Here is a 20046-nt window from a genome sequence, read left to right as displayed (position 1 = left end):
CAATGAACTCTCTTCTTAAGAATCTTCAAATTATTCGAAAATTATGCTCAAATGGAAAAAGAGAGTATATGCCAAATTACGGCAGTACACTCTCCTTTCCATGAGCTATATTGCTAAGCTCGTGTTATCCGAGAAATTATTCCTCAATATATGCATGCTTGTAAGTGAAGTCAGCACCCATTGGATTGAAAATAACTCCTTTTACAGATGGTCTCCATAGATAAGCACGAGAGCGTTGATATAATGGGGCAATAGCTGCATCTTCCATCATAACTTTTTCTGCTTCAAGGAAGTTTTCGTAACGCTCAACAGGTTCTGTTAACAGTTCATTATTAGCTTCGCTGATAAGAGCGTCAAACTCTTCATTGTTATAGTTCATTGTCATATAAGGACTAGTAGATGTCCACATTTCTAACCAAGTGTTAGGATCTAAGTAGTCAGGACCCCAACCAGCGTTTTGAATATCATAATCAGAAGCTTCATCTCTAGCAATACGCTCTTCAAATGGTACAGAAGAGATGTCAACTGTTAAACCTTCAAGGTTACTTTCTAATTGATTCTTAATGTAAGCATCCATTTCTGTAGCTACTTCACTGTCACCACCAAGGTATCTCAAATTAACTGAATCAACACCTAGTGCTTCTAAACCTGCTTGCCAGTGCTCTTGTGCTTTTGCTTTATCCTCAACAATTAGGTCTCCGTTAATTTCACGGAAATCTTCTCCAGTTTCTGGATGAGCAGTGAAGTTTTGTGGAACAGCACCAGTAGATACTACCGACCCGTTTGCAAGAATTACATCTACAAGGTCTTGCTTTCCAATAGACATCGCAATAGCTTTACGGATATCTTGGTTAGCTAGTGCTTCGTTTGCTTGGTTCATTTTCAGGTAGAAAAGAACCGGTTCAGGTAATGTACGGAATTCATCCGTACCAGCATATTGCTCAACATATTCCGCCGTTAAGCCAGCACGATCAACATCACCTGTAGTATATAAGTTAACTGCAGTACTTGTTTCTTTCACAACACTGACATTAATTTCTTCTAACGTTACAGCATCTGCATCCCAGTAGTCTGGGTTTTTAACTAGCTTCCATTGATCAGGATTCTCACCAGTTGGATTCCAATCTTTAAGTAAGAATGGTCCGTTGAAAATAAGGTTATCAGAACTTAAGGCATAGTCGTCACCTTGCTCTGTTACGAAATCTTCGTTAAGTGGCAAGAACGTACCAAAAGTTAATAGACCGTGGAAATATGGTACTGCTTTTTCAAGTGTAATTACTAATTCAGTATCGCTTGTTGCTTCAACACCTAGCTCTTCAACTGGAACATCGCCATTGTTGATAGCTTCAGCGTTCTTAATTACTCCGTTCATCATGAATGGACCATACTCAGATCCAGTATCAGGATTAACCGCACGTCTCCATGCAAATACGAAATCATGAGCTGTTACAGGGTCACCATTAGACCAAACAGCATCATCACGTAATTGAATAGTCCAAGTAAGACCATCTTCACTTACTTCTGGATCACCAGCAGCGATAGCAGGAGTTGGTTGAGCATTTTCGTCTAGGCGATAAAGCCCTTCCATAGATTCACCTAGGAACTGGAATGCAACCGCGTCAGTTGCGTGTGATGAATCCATTGTTGGAATCTGTGAAGCTTCCAAAATGTTAAGTACTTGTTCTGTACCTGCAGCATCACCTTCTGCATCGTCTCCAGTATCTTCTGTTTCTTCTGTGTCTGCGTCTGTGCCTGGATCTTCTTCTGTTGTATCGTCACCGCCAGCACAAGCAGCTAAGAACATACTTAGTACTAAGGCTAGTACTAATAAAAGCCAATTTGCCTTTCTCATAAAGTAATGACCTCCCCAAAAATTTTCTGAATTTTTTTGCAGATGTTTCCACCTACAAAGTGAATTATACAATTTTTTTCAAAATTTTGCATTAAAATTTTTACATAAAATATTAACATTCGTATAAACATTAAGTACTCATTACATAAAACAGGGAATTTTACCTATATCAATTCGTAAGTTTTTGTCAACTATTTGTAGAATAAGCAGATATTTGCCGAATTATGTATCAAAGTTTCAAGAATAATAATAAATTAGATTTGACTCGACAAATTTCAAAGATGTTCTCTAACTTTTGGAATAATTCAAGCAAAAGTTTATCCTATGCTATAATAGTTTTCATCTTATAGTTAGGGTTGTGTTTGTTTTGAAAGTATTAAATAATTGGGTTCTATTATTTTTCCACCTATTATGTTCTCTATTTATTTTTGTACTTACTACAAGTGACTTTGAACTTGTAGACTACATTAATATATTGTTTTACTTTGGCTTGATTTATCTAGGTGCTTGGTTACTATTGTTTATCATAAAAGGTCGTTTTTTTGATGGTTTAGCCTACGGGTTTAGAAAAGTAAGCGTTAGTTTTAAAAGAACTATTTCCGTTGACTGGGAAGATAAATCAGCACCTTCAGAAAGGATCAGTAACTTTTTCATGCGAAAAATCCTTTTTCAAGGTCTCTCTTTAACAATAATAATGTTTTTTTTATTATGTGTTTATTACTTGTAAAGTAACAACTATCTTTCCATTCTGGAGTTATTCCATCTATTAACTTAATCGTTACCTTGCAATGTAGCCTTTTTTTATATATAATCCATTACAACAAATCTAAATAGTATGTAATGAAAAAGCAAAGTACCGCTTCCATCTAGTTTTAAGAGAGTCTGTGGTTGGTGAAAACAGATACTAAGGAAGTGTGGAAATTGGGGCTTTGGAGCAGAGGGGTATTAAGAGAAGCCCTCCGTAATCAGGCGTTAACTGAGCCTTCTTGGCAATAAAGTGATCTCTGTCATAGAGATAACAAAGGGTGGCACCGCGGTTCAATCGTCCCTTTTTCTATGGGGTAGAATCGCTTTTTTTTATGCAATTTTTGCGATTATCAATATTTTTGAGGTGATAAAAATGAAGACTATTTTTTCAGGTATTCAACCAAGCGGAACGTTAACAATCGGTAATTATCTAGGCGCAATGAAACATTTCGTTAGTTTACAACATGATCATAACTGTTATTTCTGTATCGTTGATGAGCACGCGATTACCGTTCCACAAGATCGACTTAAACTAAGGGAAAATATCCGCTCATTGGCAGCTTTATACCTTGCATCAGGAATTGACCCTGAAAAATCAACGTTATTTATTCAATCAGAAGTTCCTGCGCATACGCAGCTAGGATGGATGATGCAATCGATTAGTTACATTGGAGAATTAGAGCGAATGACTCAGTTTAAAGATAAATCAGACGGAAAAGAAGCGGTATCTTCGTCTTTACTTACTTATCCACCACTGATGGCAGCTGACATACTACTCTACAAAACAGACATCGTTCCTGTAGGGGATGATCAAAAGCAGCACCTTGAATTAACACGTAACCTTGCACAACGCTTTAATAATAAATTTAATGACATTTTCACAGTTCCGGAAATAAGTATTCCGAAGGTTGGAGCAAGGATTATGTCTCTTCAAGAGCCCACGAAAAAAATGAGTAAGTCAGACGAGAACCAAAAATCATCTATTTTCATGCTCGATGACGAGAAAAAAATTGAAAAGAAAATAAAGAGCGCAGTTACAGATTCAGAAGGAATTATCAAGTTTGATAAAGAGAACAAACCTGGAATTAGCAATTTGATGACTATTCACGCGAGTTGTACAGGGGAAACAATTGAACAACTGGAGCAGAGATATGAAGGAAAAGGATATGGCGAATTTAAACAAGATACAGCGAACGCAGTCATTGAAGCATTAAAACCAATCCAGGAGCGTTATGAGGAATTAATCAACTCCAAAGAGTTAGATGATATCTTAGATAATGGTGCTGAAAAAGCGAGTTTCGCCGCAAATAAAATGCTCACGAAAGCCAAAAAGGCAATGGGGCTTGGTAGAGTAAAAAAGAAAAAGAAGTAAGGAGAGCTCTCTAGAGTTGAGAATTTAAAGGACTAGCAATTCCTGTTCACTTCTTGATTTTAATATTTTCCATTCTATCCAGTTCATCTCCTGCTGGAGTAATACTAAATTTTTATGGTACTAAATCCCAACACAACAAACGTCCCTCATTCATCTTAAGGAGGGACGTTTTTAGCTATAGCATTCTTTTGTATGTGTTTTGTTCACTGTCTTGTTCTAGCTCCCACATTTTTTCAAAAAATGGTTGACCTTTTATTAGTTTTCCACATAAATCTTCATGCGACTTACTCCAACCATCTATCACACCATAGTACAGTGCTTCCCATGCTTCTCCAAAATCCATTTGTCTGATTTCTGAATAACGATCAGGATCCCATTCCGTTAACCAGTACCTAACTTCTTCAATGTTTTTAGTTCCTTCTAGTTGATCAATAGCCATCATTAGTAATTGCTTTAGCTGCCGTTCTTTTCTTGTTAGTCCTAACATGGAGTCCGGCGGTAAGGACAAAATATGATATTCTTTGTCTTGATGATTTTCTGGAAAAGAGTATTCTTGTGGACTAGAGCCTTCAATCATTTCAAATACTAATCTTTCTTGTCTCGGTATTAATCGACTTTTACGTACTGGCAAATGATATCCCATCGTATCAAATACTAAAACAGATTTTCCATTCGTAACAATACTAGCATATTCTAATGATATTCTTTCTTGATTTTTTCTTAAATAGGCTCGTTTATAAATACTGTCTAACAAGGGCCTAGGTAAATCCTGTAAATCATTTTCAATGTAGTGGTACAGTACATCCTCTATGTACAGAATTGGTACTTGGTCTAGTAATTCAATTCCATCTTCTTTTCTCCATTCATGAAAATGACAAACATTATATCCATTCTCTTCGCCTTCAAACCAGTTGACCCATACATCGTGTAAATACAACATGTATCGAACCCTCGCTTTATTAGTTTGAATCTTCCGTGTTTAAAAGTTACTTTTAAAAAGTACTTTTAATCACTTCTTTAGGATACATTATCACCAATTTATGAAAATTTATTCTTTGTTTTCTATTATTTTACAGGTAATTTCTGAATGGCTATAATCATTAAAATGATTCCAATTACGAAAAAATAACACTCAATTCTGCCTTTAAGGAAAATGAAATAGTCATAAAAGGACAAACCAGCAGGAACGAAATTCAAGTAAATAATAATAGAAACTCCTCCTGCAACTGTTAACCCAAACCCTACTAAAAATAGTAAAAAATAGAACACAACTCTATCTCCCCTGCCTGTCCAAATTTTATTACTATAACTATATGATAGAGATAGAACGAACATGTCTATGAATTAATTCCCTTTCATGTGCAATAATGAGCAAGGGGTCTGACCCCTCTTCTCATTCATAAAAAAGAGGCTGTCCAAAAAGTTTTTACTTTTTGGACAGCCTTTTCTGTGATTATTTATATTTTTTAAATATTAGAGATACGTTATGTCCACCAAAGCCTAGTGAGTTACTTAAGGTAACATTTATATCTTTGTTTTTCGCTTTGTTAGGAACGTAGTCCAGATCACAATCTGGATCTGGTGTCTCATAATTTATAGTAGGAGGTAATATATTATCTCCTAGTGCCTTAATACAAGCGATAGCCTCAACAGCACCAGCAGCACCAAGTAAGTGTCCTGTCATAGACTTAGTTGATGATACTGCTAATTGATTAGCATGATTGCCAAATACTTGTTTTATCGCCATTGTTTCAAAGGAATCATTTAGTTCCGTACTTGTACCATGGGCGTTGATGTATTCAATCTCATCACCGTTAACACCTGCATCCTCGATTGCTTGAGTCATTGCTCTTGCAGCACCTTCTCCCTCTGGTGCTGGTGATGTTATATGATATGCGTCCCCTGCTGAACCGTATCCAGCTATCTCCGCATATATGGTTGCACCTCTTTTTTGTGCAGATTCTAACGTTTCTAAAATAAGGATTCCAGACCCTTCTCCCATCACAAAACCATCCCGGTTTTTATCAAATGGGCGACTAGCTGTTTTTGGATCATCGTTAAATGAAAGTGCTCTGGCACTTGAAAAGCCTGCAAATGCCATATTGGTTAACGGTGCCTCGGCTCCGCCAGTAATCATTATATCTGCATCACCGCGTTGGATGACTTTGAATGCATCACCAATAGAATTTGCACCAGAGGCACAGGCAGTTACGGAACAGTTGTTTATCCCTTTTGCACCAAATTGGATTGAAATTTGACCAGCTGCCATATCAGGAATTAGCATTGGAACAAAGAACGGACTTACTCTACGATAGCCTTTCCCAAGAAATTTATGGAATTGTTCTTCATAGGTTGCCATACCGCCAATTCCTGAACCAACCCAGACACCGACACGTGGTGCAACGTCCTCTGTTATATCAAGTTCAGCATCATCAATCGCCATTTTTGCAGCTGCTACAGCATATTGGGTAAATAAATCCATTCTTTTTGCCTCTTTTTTATCTATATAAAGGCTTGGATCCCAATCCTTAATTTCACCTGCAACTTTAGCTGGAAAATCATCTTTATTTACTTTTGTTACATAGTCAATTCCTGAATTACCTTCCACTAGATTCTTCCACAGTTCTTCAATCGTGTTTCCGATTGGAGTAACAGCTCCTAATCCAGTGATAACTACACGTCTTTTTTCCATAAGGTAAACCTCCTTATCGTTAAACAACAATTGTTTTCTTCAAACATGGCTTACCGCCAATACTATTTTTTTAAGTAACTACTTTCCCCATCGGAGTGCTACAGCTCCCCATGTTAATCCTCCACCAAATCCGACTAACACAACTAAATCATTATCTTTTATTTTACCGTTTTTTACATCTTCAGATAAAGCAATTGGTATTGAAGCGGCTGAAGTATTTCCATATTTCTTTACAGACGTTGCCATTTTTTCTTTAGAAATACCTAATCTTTCACGTGCTGCTTCCATAATTCGAATATTCGCCTGGTGCGGAATTAAGTAGTCAACATCTTCTCGATTATATCCTGCCTTTTCCACTACATGAACCGATGATTCTGGCATTTGTCTTACCGCAAATTTGAATACTTCTCTACCATTCATACTAATATATTCTTTGTCCTGTAATAAATATTTTCCTCCACTGCCATCTGAACCAAGTTCAAAGGATAGAATTCCTTTCCCTTCACTTACTGGTCCAATAATTGCTGCGCCTGCTCCATCCCCAAACAAAACGCAAGTGTTTCGATCGGACCAGTCCGTTACTTTAGATAATTTCTCAGCACCTACAACAAGAATGTTTTTATAAGCACCTGTTTGGATGAATTGTTGTGCAGTAATAACCCCATACATAAAACCTGAACATGCTGCACTTATATCCATCGCAGCAGCATTGGTTGCCCCTAACTGATCTTGAATCATACATGCCACACTTGGAAAAGAAGTGTCAGGAGTGACTGTTGCTACCAGGATTAAATCAAGGTCCTCTGCATTTAAGTTTGCGTCCTCTAATGCATTTTTCGCTGCTAAAAAAGCCATATCAGAGGTATTTATTGATTCATCTGCAATTCTTCTCTCTTCTATCCCTGTTCTTGTACGGATCCACTCATCGTTCGTATCGACTATTTTTTCAAGATCCGCATTCGTTACAATTTTGTCAGGAACATAGTGTCCAGTGCCAATAATACCTGCATTCATTTATCTCATCCTCTCAGGGTGTTTCACTATAATTTATATCAATTATTAAGACTTGGTACTAATTTTAATGGATTTATCAAATAGAATCAAGTGAGGAATAAAATGTCTTAAATATAATGGCAATAGCCTTTCCCTACCATGATTTTTAAAAATACAATAAAAACAAGGAGGTGTATTGCTATGTCATCAAAAAAAGAAAATCAAGAACGTTTACATCCGTTTGATCAAATGATGCTTGGACCAAGGGGAAACAACCAAACACCTAGGAGTTCAGAAAAAGATTCAAACCGTTCTACGAATATTGAAGAAGAATTCGACTTGTTTGGCACAGCTCAAACTGTTGCTGAAACGTATAAGCAATTATCACCATATATGAAAGGGATAAAAAATGCGATAAAGAAATTCAAATCTTAATGTTTGAACAGGTCCGTTTTTCTATACCAATTTATTGAAATCCCCGTATATTCCTTAAAATGTTTACTACGGCGATTTACTTCTCTGCTAATTTTTTCTTAACGTGAAAAAACCGACTCCTATAACATGTGCATACAAGGAGTCGGCAATCTTTCTTTGTTTAGTTGGACTCGTTAGGTAACAGCCCAGTATCGATATATGCTTGAACCGCTTCATCAAGCTTTTCTTTTAGTGATTCAGGAACTTCAGGGCTAAACTCGCCCATCGAAATGACACCGTCATCAAAATCAAAGGTGAAAACACCACCTGAAAGATCTCCTTCGTTAAACTTCTTGGCAGCTAACAAATAGAGCTTGTCCACATGTTGAACTGTACTTGTTAAAACCGTATTTTGACCCAAATATAATTGATCAGACACAAATCCTATTACATATTTGTCCGCTTGCTTTGCTTGATCAATCACATGTACACTAAAGGAATCCCCAGCAGGATAGAAAACGTCGACCCCACGTTGATTCATTTGATTAAACATCATTCGTGCTCTTTCTTGGTTATCCCAATCATTGACAAAATTCATCCGCACTTTTGCCTCAGGATTTGAATAATTAACCCCCTCATAAAATCCTTCAATTTCAGGCTGCCATTCAAATGCAGCAATGATACCAACCTGATTTGATTCTGTCATTTCACCAGCAACCATTCCACCAAAAAAACCCATTGCATGAGAGCTGAAATTAAGACTTGTTAAATTGGTATTATAGTATCCTCCATTAAAATATACGAAATGAATATCTGGATAAGCATCTGAAATACTTTCAAACATTTTGCCATAAATGTTACTGTGGCCAAAAATTAGATTAACCCCTTGATTTGAAAACTCCTCAACTGCTCGATTAACTTCTTGTTGGGTTTTAACATTTTCTTTAAAGTAAACATCAACATCGAATTCATCTTTTATCTCGATTAGTCCCTTGTATCCCTTATTTCCCCAAGTTTGATCGTTGATTGAATTTTCTACCAGCATACCAACCTTCTGAACTTTGTCTTGACCTAAGTAAGAATTACATCCCGAAAGAACGAATATAAAGAAAATAAAAAAGATGACATATAACCGAAAGAAATTTTTCAACTTGTGCACTCCTATATAAAAAATGAATATCGAATAGTAGGTAATTAAAATTAGAATACAATAATTGTTTTCTAGTACTATATTACCGTCTTATCGTGTGCACGTAAACTTGTTTCGCGTTAAACTTTGATGAAGTTTAGTAAAAATTTTTATACATTTTATAATGGTCATTTAATTCCTTTATACGTTCGTCTTTGTCTTTTGTTTCTCTAATACAAATTGTTTTTTGGGCATCCTTTGAATCAAACGAGGGATCAAAGGCCTTTATTGCAACCCTATCCTGTTTGTAATTAGAGATAGTTTCTATTAAGCAGGTAATAAAATCCTGGATATAAACTGCTTCGTTTTTAAATTGTTCAGAATCAAAAGCAACGAATTGTCCATTATGGTATACCCCATTATCATTTCTTGGCATCCATTCTCCATACAATAAGGGTAAGTCAACATCAACAGTATTAGAGCTAGCCTTAACTCTACCTTTATCCAAATTGATGACAGTTTCTGTATTTAATGAATATCTGTCGTTAAATAATTGACTAGAATCTATTTCAAATAATATATTAATTTGTTGGAGTTTCTGCAGTTGATTCATTTCCTCACTACTGGAGACATGTGTAAACAAACTATTTCTGCCAATATACATCGACAAATTCTCTTTCTTTTCCGATTCCATCTTGTCTATTCCAATCACTTCATAACTATCATCAAGAAGCCTTGTTATTATTTGGTAGCCTATCCAATGGAATGCTCCTAAAACAACGTACATATTCCTCCTCCTTAATCGGTATTTCTTCGGTGCGATCATCCGTATATTGGGGAAGTTTTTTATTTTGTGAAGTTCCACTTTATATTACTTTATGTCGCAGTTAGTAATACATGATTTTTATAATAATTTATTTATTTTCTGAAGCTCTTTTGGTAAAATAAGATTAAGAATGTGTGAAAAATGAGGTGAAAAAATGCGTTACTTAATGACAATTGTTTGGGCTTTATTAATAAGCTTTTTAGTATCCTATGTACTTACAAGCATGGCTGGTGAAACATTAACATTTGCACCAATCTTTGTAGTTGCTATTTTATTTATTATTGTGGCTACCGTGATTGGCGATGGAATTTTAAAGGAAAGCAAAGAATAATCATTTTTTATAAAAATTTGGACAACCCTTGCCAACAAGGAATGGCAAGGGTTTCGTATATGTTTTATTTTCCTTCTAGTACCACCAAAATGGCAGCGTACTGATAGCTGTTAGTGCTGCTAAAGGTAAAATAAGTCGTCTGAAGCCTGCTCCTGGTCCATAATAATAGGGAGGAAATCCGTAACCTGGGTATCCAAAGGGTGGGTAACCATAACCTGGATAACCTCGTTCTTCTTCGACGTTTCTACTTGTATCTGGAACAGCTAAATAAACATATTTTTCATCTACTCCTGTAATAATCCCATCAACTTTACTTCCATCAGAAAGCTCAGCTAACACATAATGGTGCATATGCTTATGGCATAAATCATACAAATGGTGATGATGATTATGGGGGTTATACATAATTTCACTACTCCTCCTTTTTACTACAAGTTATTCAACCTTTAATGGTTTGTGACAATAGCGGAGGAAGAGATCACTCACAAAGGGGATAATAAAATGGAAAGCTTAACGGAGTTGTTCTTACTATTGAAGTACCTATTTCTAGGATTTTTTCAAGGATTCACAGAGCCAATACCCATTTCTTCAAGTGGACATTTGGTGATAGTCCGTAATCTATTCGATTTAGATATTAAAGGATTATCCTTTGAGATTTTTGTGAACTTTGGCTCATTAATTGCAGTATTAATCATCTATAAAAACGACATCCTTCGATTAATTAAAAATGGGGTTCAATATATAGCAACAAAGGATCCCGGTACAAAAGATGATTTTAATTTCATCTTTTACTTAGTTATTGCAACGATTCCAACTGGGGTAATCGGAATTTTATTTGAGGATCAAATTTCTAGTACATTCAGTTCTTCAAAAATGGTTGGGATTACATTGATTGTAACTGGACTTGCTTTATGGATAATTCGTAATTTAAAAGGAATCAAAAACGACGGTGCCTTAACAATCAAAGACGCAGTTATTGTAGGCATGGCTCAATCTGTGGCGTTGATTCCTGGTATTAGCAGATCCGGAGCTACGATTGTTGCTGCGATGCTTCTAGGAATGAGACAAACAACTGCGTTACGATTTTCATTCTTACTATATATCCCTGTTAGCTTGGGAACCTTTTTACTATCAATAGAAGAAATCTTTTTAGATGAAAATTTTAATGCCTTGTGGATTCCATACCTGCTTGCATTCGCTGCATCAATTATTGCTACCTATTTCTCATTAAAATGGTTTATGAATATCATGGCTAAAGGAAATTTGAAATACTTTGCGTTTTACTGTTTTATTGTTGGTGCACTTGCTTTTCTTTTACTTTAGGCAAAGACTCTGTAACTTAGAACCAACCTCTAAGAAAAGCGCAAGCGCCTTGATCACCGACAAGCTTAAGTCGAGTTCTCGAAGTAGCGCTCTTTTTCCGTGCTCAGGATTGACTTAAGACCTCAAGGGAGTAGGCGTTGGAGCTTGATGAAATGCGCCAAATTTTTATACTTTCTTACCTTGTAAAAAAACTACCCTCTAGTTAAGAGAGGGTAGTTTTTTATTAATCAGGAATTCCTAATGCAATTTTTGCATAACGAGACATACGCTCTTTCGTCCATGGTGGATTCCAAACAATATTTACTTGTGTATCTTTAACTTCTGGAATATCTTCTAGGGCGCGCTTCACATCTGCTTCAATATGACCCGCAAGTGGACAACCCATTGCTGTTAACGTCATCGTTACCGTTGCAGTACCGTCATCGTCCATGTCAACTCCATAAACAAGACCTAAATTTACAATATCTATCCCAAGCTCTGGATCAATAACGTTTTCCAAAGCTCCCATTAAATTTTCTTCTAATGCTTGATCCATACCGAATACCTCCTTTTTTCTTTACTGTCTATTATAAACATAAATAACCAAAATTTTAAATAATCTTACCTACAATTGCATCTCAAACCAATCAACGGTCTCTAAGATAGCGAAGCGACTAACTTTATGTCCTCTCCCAACTTCTTTTAGAAATCGTATATTCTCTGGATTTTTATAATAATCAGCTGCTTGTTCATAAAAGCTGTACGAATGATCAAATGGAACAATTGGATCATTTTCTCCATGCCAAAAAAATAAAGGACGTTCATTTAACTTTTCCAATTGTTTGGATAAGTCAACTCTATCTAACGACTCATACATCCCTTCAATTTGCTCCTCGGATAATGGTAATTCACCTTTCGACTCACGAATATTATCGACCAATTCTTTGGCATAATCGGTAAGCTTTGGAGAGCCCATTAAAATTGCTGCTGCTTTGATCCAATCATACTGTGTTAAAGCTGCAGCAGTAGTAATCCCACCCATACTAGTTCCTGCAACGCCAAATCGATTATCTAAAATAAGATTTTTGCCTGTAAGCACTTCTTTAATTGTATTTATATCTACTACATTTTGCTGAACGATGTCAAAGAAACGTTGCTCCATTTCTTCACTTGTTGTATCTTTTCCCCTTTCCCCGTGCAACATACAATCAGGGAGAACAACTCGGTATCCTTTCTCCGCCAACAAGAAAGCAAGTGGTAGGTTATGCTCTTTGGCACTAGTAAATCCGTGAAAATATGTCAATACCGGGAGTGCGTCATTTTTTCTATCCGCTTCAACAACAACTAATACAGGTATTTGACTCCATGTTTCTTGAAAAATTCCTATCATGTTTTTTCATGTCCCTTTCCTATATAAATGATTACTATTATTTATCTTATTATTTCTTAAAGGAACTTGCAAAAAATTACAATTTTAGTGGTGTATAAAAAGTCAATGAATCAAAATGCTGCCATCGTGTCGACCTCGAGTTAACGTTTATCTAATTAAACGCCTATATTATTCTTTACATATTTTTATTTCGCTATTACACTATACTTACTATAAGAGGTGATATGACCATGGAGAGCAATAAGTATCTAATTGCTTTAGACCTTGATGGAACGTTATTAACTGATGATAAAGTGATTAGCGAACGAACAAAGCGTACTGTTTTAAAAGCAAAAGAAGCAGGACATATTGTAGTCATTGCAACAGGTAGACCACATCGGGCGAGTATTGATTATTACCACGAGCTTGGTTTAGATACCCCAATGGTAAATTTTAACGGGGCATTAATCCACCATCCGACAGATAAAAAGTGGGAGGTTCTACATAGTCCCCTGCCAAACCGTACTGCAAAAAAAATTATCCAAACATGCTATGACTTACAAGTGAAAAATATTATGGCGGAAATTTCCGATGATATTTATTTTGACAAATATGATGAAGAGTTAATGGACATATTCCAAACATCTGACGATAACTATAAGGTCACGATTGGCAGTTTAAAAAATGAATTGAAGGATGATCCTACATCTTTATTAATCCACCCGAGAGTAGATCATATTCAGAAGTTGAGACAAAACTTGGATGATGAACATGCTTCTGTAATTGAACACCGAAAATGGGGAGCGCCGTGGAATGTCATTGAAATTGTTCGTAAAGGGATGAACAAAGCAGTTGGACTTAAAAGAATTGCCCACTATTACCACATAAATCAAAAGAACATTATTGCTTTTGGTGATGAAGATAACGACTTAGAAATGATTGAATATGCAGGTGTAGGCGTGGCAATGTCAAACGGCATAGATGAATTAAAGGGTATTGCTAATCATATTGCGGCATCAAATGAGGAAGATGGCATCGGGATTTTTCTAGATAATTTTTTAAACTTAGGTACTATTAAAGGATAGTATATATATTGACTCTTGATGTAAAAATCGAGATTTCTCAAGATGAGTCCAACATCAACACCGAACTTTAACACAGGTTAAGATACATAGAAAGAAGCGTTTCATTTACCAAATAATTCAACTTATAAAAAGACTGGTTTAATCCATACTAAGCTTGAACGCGATAATGCGTTCAGGCTTTTTTGTTAATTGTTGTTTCAAACTAAGGTTGTTCGTACTGGAGGAATAAACGTGAGTAAAAAAAGCAAATCAAAACGGTTTACTCAGCAAGGCTCAGATGCCGTTAAAAAGCATGCCGAACGATTTCCTTATCACGAACGTTTTAGTGACTTAGAAGCAAAAGCAAAAAGCAGATAGAATAGCTAGGAGGGTTTTAATAATGGCAAACATGGCAAATAATTTATTTCAACAAGCTCGTCAAGCTGTTAATCGAATTACAAATGGCCAAAACGTCAATCCACAAGATAAGCAAGCAGCTAGAAATGCTATCCAATCTGCCTACACTGATGCGACTCCAGAAGAACAACAAGAGCTGCAACAGTTAGAACAACAACTTCAACAAAAGAACGAATTGTAAGAACCTCTGCAGAAAAAGGGATTGGCGAATCGTCAATCCCTTTTCTCTCTTTCATTATAACGAACGCGGATTACCATTTCTATACATTCGCTTCCATCCTTACATGTTCCTGTAATACAGATTCCACTAATCAATCACACAATATTTCTTAGTAAAACGACATGAATCATGGGTATTCCCCAGGAAATAATGAGATTTTAAATCTCATTCCAAGTAATTCAACTTGTATTAGGTAATCTATCTTTTGTATCTGACATTTTTCTGCTATCATTATTAGTAAGAAACAGTTAAGGAGGATAAATCAATGAGTATACAAGTACAATCTACACCAAATCCTAACGCAATGAAATTCACAACAGAGTCGATGATTTTTGAAGGCGATAATAGTATCTCTGTGATGCCTGGTCAAACAAGTGAACATAAAATTTTAAATGATTTAATGGAATTAGATGGTGTTGACAATGTATTTGGATTTCAGAATTTTATTACGGTTAACAAAAGTATTGATGCAGAATGGGATTCTTTAACTCCAAAGGTAGAAGAAATCATAAACAACTACGGTTATTAACTAAAAACTTCTACATATTGCAAATCGAGTGGAATAGTTTCACTCGATTTTTTTATGCTATTGTGTTTTTTCTTCCCAGGAAAACAAACATAAACGATTATCTGTCGTTTTTTAACCGCAAGTCCTGCCACATCCACATAACTAAAATGAATTAAAATTAAATGATATGGGATACTAAAAATATTAAATTATATAAAGGTGGTTTAAGTTATGGCAAAAAACAAAAGAGTCAATAAACAAGATACTATAAATGTTAATAAAAAATTGGATGAAGAATTTTATGAAGATGAGGGATATAACTCTTCCCCAGCCTCTTATTTAAATAACAATATAGCAGCAGTTGATGTAACCGAAAAAAAAGATCGAAAAAGTTAAGAATACCTCTTATACAATTACTTTTGAAAATTCAAAAGCCAACCTATACCATTTTTATCAGTAATATTGGCGTGTAAAGCGCCCCAGAAAGTTTCTTGTAATTCTACTGAAGCATGACCATCTGTGATTAGTGAGCGATATGTCTTTCTGATCTCATCCTCACTTTCAAACTCAAGTGTTATTTTGACGTTATCCCCCTTTTTAACACTTCCAAAAATATCAGAAAAATGGACGACACTTTCTCCTAGATGTAATTCAGCATGGAGAATTTTACCTTCGTGTCCCTTAAACATTTCAATGCCATCAGCTAACTGAACATTCTTAATTTCTCCATCAAATATACCTTGATAATATTCCATTGCCTCTTTACAATTCTCAATAAATAAGTATGGGGTAACGCTTTTCATTTATCCTTCCTCCTAAGTTTTTGATTTAATTATATATATAATAACAAAGAGGCTGTCCTTTTTAGGACAGCCTTTGTTATTGCCTTACTCATCCGATTCTTCTGATCTTCCTTTTGATAAAAACCAGCCACCCAAAGCAATTAGAAGCATACCTGACCAAAATATGGACTTCCAAATTGGTCCTTCGACAAATTCATGAGAAATAATGTGTACTGACGGATGCGCAAGTGTATGCATTAATAGTTTAACACCAACCCAACCAACTAATACCATTGCAGCTGTTTCGAGACTTGGCCGTTTCGTCAATAAAGTTACGAAGAAGCCTGCTGCAAACTTAATCACTACTAGACCAGCAATTGCCCCGATTACAATCACTATAAATTTTGCCCCATCCATTCCGCCAATAGTTCCTATTGGTGTATCAGGCAAAGCAATAACAAGAGCAACCGCTGCTAAAATTGAATCAATAGCAAACGCAATATCTGCTAAAGCAATTTGTGCAACGGTCATACGATAGCTTTTCCCTTTTTGTTCTTCTTCTGCTTCTTTGTGTCCTTTTAGTATGTGTTTTACAGCGATAAAAATTAAATAAGCAGCCCCAATCGCTTGAACCTGCCAAACGTGGAAAAGAAACGAAATAATGAAAATCGCACCAATTCTAAATACAAAAGCTAATAGTAAACCAATGTTAATTGCTCTTTTTTGCTGCTCTTCTGGTAAATGCTTGGCCATTACAGCTAAAACTAAAGCATTATCAGCAGATAATAAACCTTCCAAAATAATCAAAATTACTAAAACCCAACCATACTCTAACAATAAGGATAGCTCCATAATTTCCTCCATCTAATATTACTAAAATAAATTGTTTTGTTCTCTAAGAGAGATTGAATACGGAATTTAAGTACAATGTTGTTTCTAAATTATTATGAGCAAGATTTCAATAAGTAAACTTATACAATAAAAATCTTTGTATACTTTGATGAAAATATTATATTTCCTGAATGTCTAAAAAATTAGAAGAGGCTGCCCCAAAAGCAAAGGGACAACCTCCTGACACCTGAATCATTTTTAAGGATCGAATCGTTCTAACGGGATATGGAAGGAGGATTGTTTTGTTCCATCCTCTGTTTTCTCATACATGATCAACATTACCGTTCCATTAATTGGTAGTTTATCCTCCGAAATAGTTACATCAAATTCAAAAGGTGACCTTTCCTCGGTAGCCGTTGCTACTTCAGTCTCATCAACCAAGATGGAATGTCCATCCTCCACCAAATAATAAAATGCTTCAATCGATGAATTTACTTCACCACTTACGGTATATTGTCCTTCCTGACCATCTATTTGTACATTTTTAAAAATTCCGCCTTCAATCTGAGTTGACTCGGTAGTTTGTTGTTCTGAATCGTCGATTTCAAATTGTTTTGTCACCGTAAAAGGATTATCTTCAATCACTTGCTTATTTACCTGTGCAGGTAATAGAGTAATTTCTGCTGTGTATTTCCCTGGCTCTATTCCTTCTTCATCCTTTGGGTATTCCCATAGTTCCGTCCATTTTAGAGACTCTCCTGATTTCAGTTCTTTTTCTACCAAAGCCTCTGTAAAATCTCGTCCTTCAGAATACTGATAAACCACTTCACCTGATTGATTTATTACAATAATTTCATATTGTTGTCCCGAAGAAAAGCTTAATTCAATCGTATCCTCTCCTTGGTTGACAAGCTCCATGTCAAACGTAATTTCATCGACTGATGGAGAAATTTCAGCCTGCATTTCTAAATTTTCTAACAAAGCCTGTACATCCTCCTGATTTTCTTGCTCATCTCCAGTAGGTTCTTCATTATTACTTCCTTGGGCAGTTTGGTCTGTTTGATCAGCTGTTCCACAAGCCGCTAAAATAAGTAAAAAAACAAGTGCAATAGAAATTAACCTTTTCATATCTCTTAACCCCCTTAATCTTCCTTCACTAAATTTGTCGCATAACACCATTAGAAAGTTACATTAATCGTTTCTTCTGAAAAACCCAAAAATCCCAGCTGTTTGAATAATATTTGTAAAAGCATTTGGATCTACTTCCTTAATAATTTTCTCTAAATCATAAAGTTCATATCTAGTGATAACTAATACCAACATGTTTTTATCAATCTTTGAGTAAGCACCTTTTGCCGGTAATATAGTTATCCCCCGAACCATTGTGTTATGAATTTCCTTTTGCAGCTCCTCAGCTTTCCTTGTAACAATCATGGCCGTAAGCTTTTCATGGCGAGTGTGGATCCCATCAATTACTCTTGTTGTTACATATAAAGCAAGTAGTGTATATAACGCATTCTCTGGTTCATTGATAAAACCTGCTAAGACGATGATAGCACCATTTATTGCCATAAGATATCCACCAATAGGCTTATCCTTTAACCTAGATAATACCATGGCTATGATGTCAGAGCCACCTGTTGAGGCACCCCATTTAAGTGTAATTCCAATTCCCATACCAGCAATAACACCGCCAAAAACAGCATTTAACATAATATCGTTTGACAGATGTTCAATCGGTATCAGTTCTAAAAAGAAGGTGGTAAAGGCAACTGAAACGAAGCTATAAATCGTAAATCCTTTCCCAACTTTTAACCAACCAAGAATGGCAACAGGTATATTTAATATAAATAAAACAATACCAGTGCTAAGATTTATATTAAAAATATCAATAAATATAGTAGAAAGTATTTGAGCAATACCAGTAAAACCACTTGCATAGACATTTGCTGCGATAAAGAAGAAATTTAATGCAATAGCGTTTAATAAAGCTCCTACTATTACGATAATAATACGCTTTGCTTCCATTAGAAACAATGGCATAACCTCCATTTTTAAACTAGCGAACTATTTTTACATACCCGCCAATTGTACAACATAATCATTATTTTCTAAACAAAATTTGACAAAATCTTGTTTTGACTATAGCCGTTGTTAACATTACACTTAAAATATATATTTGATTATTCACATGTTAAGAAACTGATTATTATGAGCGTTGAATTTCATATTTGGGATCAACTCAAAGTTATTTTTATTATGAACCTTTCCTATCAATAAATACTTGTAAGTAGTTTTTATACCATTTCGGGGGTGCAAAAAATTGACGGTTCAAATTATTACAGACTCTGCTTGTGATTTATCAAAAGAGCATTATGAAAGATACAATATTGAAGTAGTATCGTTATCTGTGCAGCTTGACGATCAAATTTATCATGATGGGAAAACAATCTCAGCCACTACTATCTATGAAGCAATGCGAAATGGAAAAGCTCCAAAAACATCACAGGTTTCACCTCAACAATTTAAAGAAGTTTTTGAGAAGTACGCTAAAATGAATCAAGATTGTATTTATTTAGGTTTTTCTTCGGAGCTATCCGGAACCTATCAATCAGCTGTAATAGCAGGACAGGAGCTAAAAGAGAATTATCCCAACTGGCAAATACATATGCTAGATACCAAATGTGCTTCATTAGGATTTGGATTAATTGTTTTACGAGCAGCACAACTTGCTCAAGAAGGTGTTGCTTTAAATGAAATTGTGGAGACTTGTACTTATCATGCGGAGCATATGGAGCACATTTTCACAGTCGATGATTTAGAATACCTATATCGTGGTGGACGAGTTAGTAAAACGGCAGCATTTGTGGGCACACTTCTGAAAATAAAACCACTCCTCCATGTTGATAATGGAAAATTAATTCCATTAGAAAAAATCCGAGGAACAAAAAAGGTATTGAGACGTATGATTGAGGTAATGGAAGAACGTGGATCAGATTTAGCAAACCAGACTATTGGAATTAGTCATGGAGACGATTTAGAGACGGCCAACAAACTAGCAGAAATAATAAAAGATAAATTTAACGTAAAAACGATTGAAATCGGGATGGTCGGATCCGTAATTGGTGCTCACTCCGGTCCTGGAACCATTGCATTATTTTTCTTAAATGACTCCTATAAACAATCTTAATCTCATT

Annotated in this window: 25 protein-coding genes and 1 other annotated feature; of the genes, 11 read left to right on the top strand and 14 right to left on the bottom strand. The window is 35.6% G+C overall.

The window, feature by feature from the left end:
- Positions 1-136: 136 nt before the first annotated feature.
- Entirely contained in the window at positions 137-1852 is a 1716-nt protein-coding gene (locus JOC48_RS09880; RefSeq protein WP_204499215.1) for a peptide ABC transporter substrate-binding protein, read from the bottom strand.
- Positions 1853-2210: 358 nt separating this feature from the next.
- Between JOC48_RS09880 and JOC48_RS21770 the strand changes: the two genes are divergently transcribed.
- Both JOC48_RS21770 and trpS read left to right on the top strand, forming a co-directional pair.
- A complete protein-coding gene (locus tag JOC48_RS21770) occupies positions 2211-2579 on the top strand; it encodes a DUF3899 domain-containing protein (protein WP_420829216.1) in 369 nt (122 codons plus the stop codon).
- A 104-nt stretch (positions 2580-2683) separates the two neighbouring features.
- Positions 2684-2905, top strand: a binding site (T-box leader).
- A 67-nt stretch (positions 2906-2972) separates the two neighbouring features.
- Positions 2973-3971 carry a tryptophan--tRNA ligase gene (gene trpS / locus JOC48_RS09870; RefSeq protein WP_204499211.1) on the top strand — a complete coding sequence of 333 codons (999 nt, stop codon included), beginning with the start codon at positions 2973-2975 and terminating at the stop codon, positions 3969-3971.
- A gap of 175 nt (positions 3972-4146) precedes the next feature.
- Here the strand turns inward: trpS and JOC48_RS09865 are convergent, their stop codons facing one another.
- The 4 genes from JOC48_RS09865 to JOC48_RS09850 form a co-directional block, all read right to left on the bottom strand.
- Positions 4147-4911 carry a YjbA family protein gene (locus JOC48_RS09865; protein WP_204499208.1) on the bottom strand — a complete coding sequence of 255 codons (765 nt, stop codon included), beginning with the start codon at positions 4909-4911 and terminating at the stop codon, positions 4147-4149.
- Positions 4912-5036: 125 nt separating this feature from the next.
- On the bottom strand, positions 5037-5240 hold the full coding sequence (locus JOC48_RS09860) for a YuzI family membrane protein (RefSeq protein ID WP_204499206.1): 204 nt from the start codon (positions 5238-5240) through the stop codon (positions 5037-5039).
- 184 nt (positions 5241-5424) lie between these two features.
- Positions 5425-6663: a beta-ketoacyl-ACP synthase II gene (gene fabF, locus JOC48_RS09855; protein WP_204499204.1), complete on the bottom strand. Its 1239-nt coding sequence runs from the start codon at positions 6661-6663 to the stop codon at positions 5425-5427.
- 78 nt (positions 6664-6741) lie between these two features.
- A complete protein-coding gene (locus JOC48_RS09850; protein ID WP_204499202.1) occupies positions 6742-7677 on the bottom strand; it encodes a beta-ketoacyl-ACP synthase III in 936 nt (311 codons plus the stop codon).
- Between the two features lie 180 nt (positions 7678-7857).
- Here JOC48_RS09850 and JOC48_RS09845 point away from each other — a divergent pair, with 180 nt between their 5' ends.
- Positions 7858-8091 carry a hypothetical protein gene (locus JOC48_RS09845; RefSeq protein ID WP_204499201.1) on the top strand — a complete coding sequence of 78 codons (234 nt, stop codon included), beginning with the start codon at positions 7858-7860 and terminating at the stop codon, positions 8089-8091.
- Positions 8092-8251: 160 nt separating this feature from the next.
- On the opposite strand, the gene JOC48_RS09840 is transcribed toward JOC48_RS09845, so the two are convergent.
- Positions 8252-9229, bottom strand: a complete 978-nt coding sequence (locus tag JOC48_RS09840; RefSeq protein ID WP_420829215.1) for a BMP family ABC transporter substrate-binding protein — start codon at positions 9227-9229, stop codon at positions 8252-8254.
- A 127-nt stretch (positions 9230-9356) separates the two neighbouring features.
- Positions 9357-9986, bottom strand: a complete 630-nt coding sequence (locus JOC48_RS09835; protein ID WP_204499200.1) for a hypothetical protein — start codon at positions 9984-9986, stop codon at positions 9357-9359.
- A 193-nt stretch (positions 9987-10179) separates the two neighbouring features.
- On the opposite strand from JOC48_RS09835, the gene JOC48_RS09830 reads away from it, so the two are divergent.
- Positions 10180-10356 carry a DUF2929 family protein gene (locus tag JOC48_RS09830; RefSeq protein WP_204499199.1) on the top strand — a complete coding sequence of 59 codons (177 nt, stop codon included), beginning with the start codon at positions 10180-10182 and terminating at the stop codon, positions 10354-10356.
- Between the two features lie 75 nt (positions 10357-10431).
- Here the strand turns inward: JOC48_RS09830 and JOC48_RS09825 are convergent, their stop codons facing one another.
- The gene (locus JOC48_RS09825) at positions 10432-10761 is read right to left on the bottom strand and encodes a hypothetical protein (RefSeq protein WP_204499197.1); all 330 of its coding nucleotides are present in this window, start codon (positions 10759-10761) and stop codon (positions 10432-10434) included.
- 96 nt (positions 10762-10857) lie between these two features.
- Here JOC48_RS09825 and JOC48_RS09820 point away from each other — a divergent pair, with 96 nt between their 5' ends.
- Complete coding sequence (locus tag JOC48_RS09820; protein ID WP_204499195.1) at positions 10858-11679, top strand: undecaprenyl-diphosphate phosphatase; 822 nt, start codon at positions 10858-10860, stop codon at positions 11677-11679.
- A gap of 223 nt (positions 11680-11902) precedes the next feature.
- Here JOC48_RS09820 and JOC48_RS09815 read toward each other — a convergent pair whose 3' ends face one another.
- A complete protein-coding gene (locus JOC48_RS09815) occupies positions 11903-12214 on the bottom strand; it encodes a metal-sulfur cluster assembly factor (RefSeq protein WP_204499192.1) in 312 nt (103 codons plus the stop codon).
- 69 nt (positions 12215-12283) lie between these two features.
- Entirely contained in the window at positions 12284-13048 is a 765-nt protein-coding gene (locus tag JOC48_RS09810; RefSeq protein WP_204499190.1) for a prolyl oligopeptidase family serine peptidase, read from the bottom strand.
- A 230-nt stretch (positions 13049-13278) separates the two neighbouring features.
- On the opposite strand from JOC48_RS09810, the gene JOC48_RS09805 reads away from it, so the two are divergent.
- The 5 genes from JOC48_RS09805 (at position 13279) to JOC48_RS09790 (ending at position 15632) form a co-directional block, all read left to right on the top strand.
- Positions 13279-14112: a Cof-type HAD-IIB family hydrolase gene (locus JOC48_RS09805; RefSeq protein ID WP_204499188.1), complete on the top strand. Its 834-nt coding sequence runs from the start codon at positions 13279-13281 to the stop codon at positions 14110-14112.
- A gap of 231 nt (positions 14113-14343) precedes the next feature.
- On the top strand, positions 14344-14469 hold the full coding sequence (locus tag JOC48_RS21520) for a hypothetical protein (RefSeq protein ID WP_275580735.1): 126 nt from the start codon (positions 14344-14346) through the stop codon (positions 14467-14469).
- A 31-nt stretch (positions 14470-14500) separates the two neighbouring features.
- The gene (locus JOC48_RS09800; protein ID WP_204499317.1) at positions 14501-14689 is read left to right on the top strand and encodes a DUF3813 domain-containing protein; all 189 of its coding nucleotides are present in this window, start codon (positions 14501-14503) and stop codon (positions 14687-14689) included.
- A 304-nt stretch (positions 14690-14993) separates the two neighbouring features.
- The gene (locus JOC48_RS09795) at positions 14994-15257 is read left to right on the top strand and encodes a NifU N-terminal domain-containing protein (protein ID WP_204499185.1); all 264 of its coding nucleotides are present in this window, start codon (positions 14994-14996) and stop codon (positions 15255-15257) included.
- A 210-nt stretch (positions 15258-15467) separates the two neighbouring features.
- Positions 15468-15632, top strand: coding sequence for a hypothetical protein (locus JOC48_RS09790; RefSeq protein ID WP_204499183.1), 165 nt, complete (start codon positions 15468-15470; stop codon positions 15630-15632).
- Between the two features lie 17 nt (positions 15633-15649).
- Here JOC48_RS09790 and JOC48_RS09785 read toward each other — a convergent pair whose 3' ends face one another.
- The 4 genes from JOC48_RS09785 to JOC48_RS09770 all read right to left on the bottom strand — a co-directional run bounded on the left by JOC48_RS09785 (position 15650) and on the right by JOC48_RS09770 (position 18886).
- Positions 15650-16039, bottom strand: a complete 390-nt coding sequence (locus tag JOC48_RS09785; protein WP_204499181.1) for a VOC family protein — start codon at positions 16037-16039, stop codon at positions 15650-15652.
- Between the two features lie 84 nt (positions 16040-16123).
- The gene (locus tag JOC48_RS09780; protein ID WP_204499179.1) at positions 16124-16870 is read right to left on the bottom strand and encodes a TerC family protein; all 747 of its coding nucleotides are present in this window, start codon (positions 16868-16870) and stop codon (positions 16124-16126) included.
- Positions 16871-17107: 237 nt separating this feature from the next.
- A complete protein-coding gene (locus tag JOC48_RS09775) occupies positions 17108-17977 on the bottom strand; it encodes a BsuPI-related putative proteinase inhibitor (RefSeq protein WP_204499177.1) in 870 nt (289 codons plus the stop codon).
- Positions 17978-18040: 63 nt separating this feature from the next.
- A complete protein-coding gene (locus tag JOC48_RS09770) occupies positions 18041-18886 on the bottom strand; it encodes a YitT family protein (protein ID WP_204499174.1) in 846 nt (281 codons plus the stop codon).
- Positions 18887-19172: 286 nt separating this feature from the next.
- Here JOC48_RS09770 and JOC48_RS09765 point away from each other — a divergent pair, with 286 nt between their 5' ends.
- Positions 19173-20039 (top strand): DegV family protein, encoded by an 867-nt coding sequence (locus JOC48_RS09765; RefSeq protein WP_204499172.1) that lies wholly within the window; start codon positions 19173-19175, stop codon positions 20037-20039.
- The last annotated feature ends 7 nt before the right edge of the window (positions 20040-20046 follow it).

This window comes from Aquibacillus albus (assembly GCF_016908325.1).
In the GTDB taxonomy this organism is placed as follows: domain Bacteria; phylum Bacillota; class Bacilli; order Bacillales; family Amphibacillaceae; genus Aquibacillus_A; species Aquibacillus_A albus.
Note: the sequence above shows the minus strand (reverse complement) of the source record. Positions and strands in the feature narration are given on the sequence as shown.

Excerpts from the sequence above, each read along its gene's own strand:
- JOC48_RS09845 (WP_204499201.1), top strand. The coding sequence starts at position 7,858 with ATGTCATCAAAAAAAGAAAATCAAGAACGTTTACATCCGTTTGATCAA.
- JOC48_RS09780 (WP_204499179.1), bottom strand. The coding sequence starts at position 16,870 with ATGGAGCTATCCTTATTGTTAGAGTATGGTTGGGTTTTAGTAATTTTG.
- JOC48_RS09785 (WP_204499181.1), bottom strand. The coding sequence starts at position 16,039 with ATGAAAAGCGTTACCCCATACTTATTTATTGAGAATTGTAAAGAGGCA.
- JOC48_RS09790 (WP_204499183.1), top strand. The coding sequence starts at position 15,468 with ATGGCAAAAAACAAAAGAGTCAATAAACAAGATACTATAAATGTTAAT.
- JOC48_RS09800 (WP_204499317.1), top strand. The coding sequence starts at position 14,501 with ATGGCAAATAATTTATTTCAACAAGCTCGTCAAGCTGTTAATCGAATT.
- JOC48_RS09825 (WP_204499197.1), bottom strand. The coding sequence starts at position 10,761 with ATGTATAACCCCCATAATCATCATCACCATTTGTATGATTTATGCCAT.
- JOC48_RS09865 (WP_204499208.1), bottom strand. The coding sequence starts at position 4,911 with ATGTTGTATTTACACGATGTATGGGTCAACTGGTTTGAAGGCGAAGAG.
- trpS (WP_204499211.1), top strand. The coding sequence starts at position 2,973 with ATGAAGACTATTTTTTCAGGTATTCAACCAAGCGGAACGTTAACAATC.
- fabF (WP_204499204.1), bottom strand. The coding sequence starts at position 6,663 with ATGGAAAAAAGACGTGTAGTTATCACTGGATTAGGAGCTGTTACTCCA.
- JOC48_RS09850 (WP_204499202.1), bottom strand. The coding sequence starts at position 7,677 with ATGAATGCAGGTATTATTGGCACTGGACACTATGTTCCTGACAAAATT.
- JOC48_RS09835 (WP_204499200.1), bottom strand. The coding sequence starts at position 9,986 with ATGTACGTTGTTTTAGGAGCATTCCATTGGATAGGCTACCAAATAATA.
- JOC48_RS09795 (WP_204499185.1), top strand. The coding sequence starts at position 14,994 with ATGAGTATACAAGTACAATCTACACCAAATCCTAACGCAATGAAATTC.
- JOC48_RS09820 (WP_204499195.1), top strand. The coding sequence starts at position 10,858 with ATGGAAAGCTTAACGGAGTTGTTCTTACTATTGAAGTACCTATTTCTA.
- JOC48_RS09805 (WP_204499188.1), top strand. The coding sequence starts at position 13,279 with ATGGAGAGCAATAAGTATCTAATTGCTTTAGACCTTGATGGAACGTTA.
- JOC48_RS09815 (WP_204499192.1), bottom strand. The coding sequence starts at position 12,214 with ATGGATCAAGCATTAGAAGAAAATTTAATGGGAGCTTTGGAAAACGTT.
- JOC48_RS09810 (WP_204499190.1), bottom strand. The coding sequence starts at position 13,048 with ATGATAGGAATTTTTCAAGAAACATGGAGTCAAATACCTGTATTAGTT.
- JOC48_RS09775 (WP_204499177.1), bottom strand. The coding sequence starts at position 17,977 with ATGAAAAGGTTAATTTCTATTGCACTTGTTTTTTTACTTATTTTAGCG.
- JOC48_RS09880 (WP_204499215.1), bottom strand. The coding sequence starts at position 1,852 with ATGAGAAAGGCAAATTGGCTTTTATTAGTACTAGCCTTAGTACTAAGT.
- JOC48_RS09830 (WP_204499199.1), top strand. The coding sequence starts at position 10,180 with ATGCGTTACTTAATGACAATTGTTTGGGCTTTATTAATAAGCTTTTTA.